Source organism: Planosporangium thailandense (assembly GCF_011947195.1).
Classification (GTDB): domain Bacteria; phylum Actinomycetota; class Actinomycetes; order Mycobacteriales; family Micromonosporaceae; genus Planosporangium; species Planosporangium thailandense.
On sequence record NZ_JAATVY010000074.1, the window covers coordinates 1 to 1409 of the forward strand.

A 1409-nucleotide genomic window follows, 5' to 3' on the forward strand; every position below is an offset into this window, starting at 1 on the left:
GGCACCCCTCTGTGTCAAGCGCCGGCGAGGAGCAGTGTTTTAGGGTGGGTGTCGGCGGGTCCGGGAAGTGACTGATCCGAAGAGCTGGCCATCGGGATTGGGCCGGCCGCGCTGGATTGAACAGTCGCTCCCGATTGTCCTCCCGGACCCGTCCTCGCAGCCTTGGCGTCGGCGACCATCTGCCGGTAGACCACGTCGGACAGTCGTCGTTTGAGGGCGCGCATGGCTTCCATCGGGGTCTTGCCCGCGGCGACTCGGCGCCGGTAGTAGGCGCGGCCTTCGGTGTCGTGGCGCAGCTGGACGACGGCCATGATGTGCAGGGCGCGGTTGATGCGCCGGTTGCCGGCCCGCGACAGCCGGTGGCGTTCCTGCTCGCCGCTGGAGGCGTCCAGTGGTGCGGTGCCGTTCCATGAGGCGAAGTGCCCGCGGCTGGCGAACCGGGCGATGTCGCCGACGTCGCCGATCAGCCGGGCCGCGCCGGACGGGCCGATACCCTTGAGTTCTTGCAGTCGACTGCCGGTGGCGGCGACCAGCTCGGTCAGCTGCGCATCGGCAGTTTTGATCTTCTTGTCGATGACGGCGAGTTCGGTGATCAGCTCGGAGGCCAGCTGCCGTCGGGTGCGCCCGACGATGCCGCGGGGGCGCACCGTGTTGAGCAGGGCGCGAGCCTGCAGCGCGGACAGATCTTTCTTGGCCCCGCCCGCCACCAGCTCGAGCAGCAACAGGTGCAGCCGGTTGACCGTGTCGGTGCGGGCCCGGCCGAGTTCGTCGCGGCGGTCGGCCAATAGCCGCAGCGCGACGGTGGCGTCGTCGACGGCGACCTGGCGTAATCCCTTGCTGCGTAAGGCGGCCACGGCCACCGAGTGGGCGTCGACCGGGTCGGTCTTGCGGCCCTGGCCGGTGGCGAACACCCTCGCCCGGGCCGACAGTTTCGCCGGCACGTCGAGCACGGTTTCGCCGTCGGCGACCAGGCGCTGGGCGATGTGATGGCCGATGCCGTTGCAACCCTCGACCGCCCAGGTGCGGTGCCGATACTTGCGGCCGGCCTTGAGCATGGCCTGGTAGCCGGCGCTGTCGGTGCCGAACCGGCCCTGGGCGAGCACGTTCTCGCCGTCGTCGATGACCTCGATCGTTGCCGATCGTTTGTGCGGATCCATGCCGATGATGACTCGTCCCACGCTGTCCTCCTCGATCCCACCGAGCCGATGCCGGCGAGGAGGGCAGCGCTACTTCGAGCTGGGCAAACCCCTCTGGAGCCTCTCCGCGCCACGGTGACCGGCGGGGCGCATGCCAGATGAGAGCCACACCAACTTGCGGTGGGCAGCCGATGAGAGAGCGATCCCGCCGGTCACCTCGACCAAGCCTGGCCGGGCTGCGGTCGTAACACCAGTCAACAAGTAGCCGATGAG

The 1409-nt window shown here is 69.1% G+C and carries 1 protein-coding gene; it reads right to left on the reverse strand.

Annotated elements, in window-relative coordinates; genetic code table 11:
• Nucleotides 1-14: 14 nt before the first annotated feature.
• A complete protein-coding gene (locus HC031_RS32155) occupies nt 15-1178 on the reverse strand; it encodes an IS110 family RNA-guided transposase (protein ID WP_167929226.1) in 1164 nt (387 codons plus the stop codon).
• Nucleotides 1179-1409 lie beyond the last annotated feature (231 nt).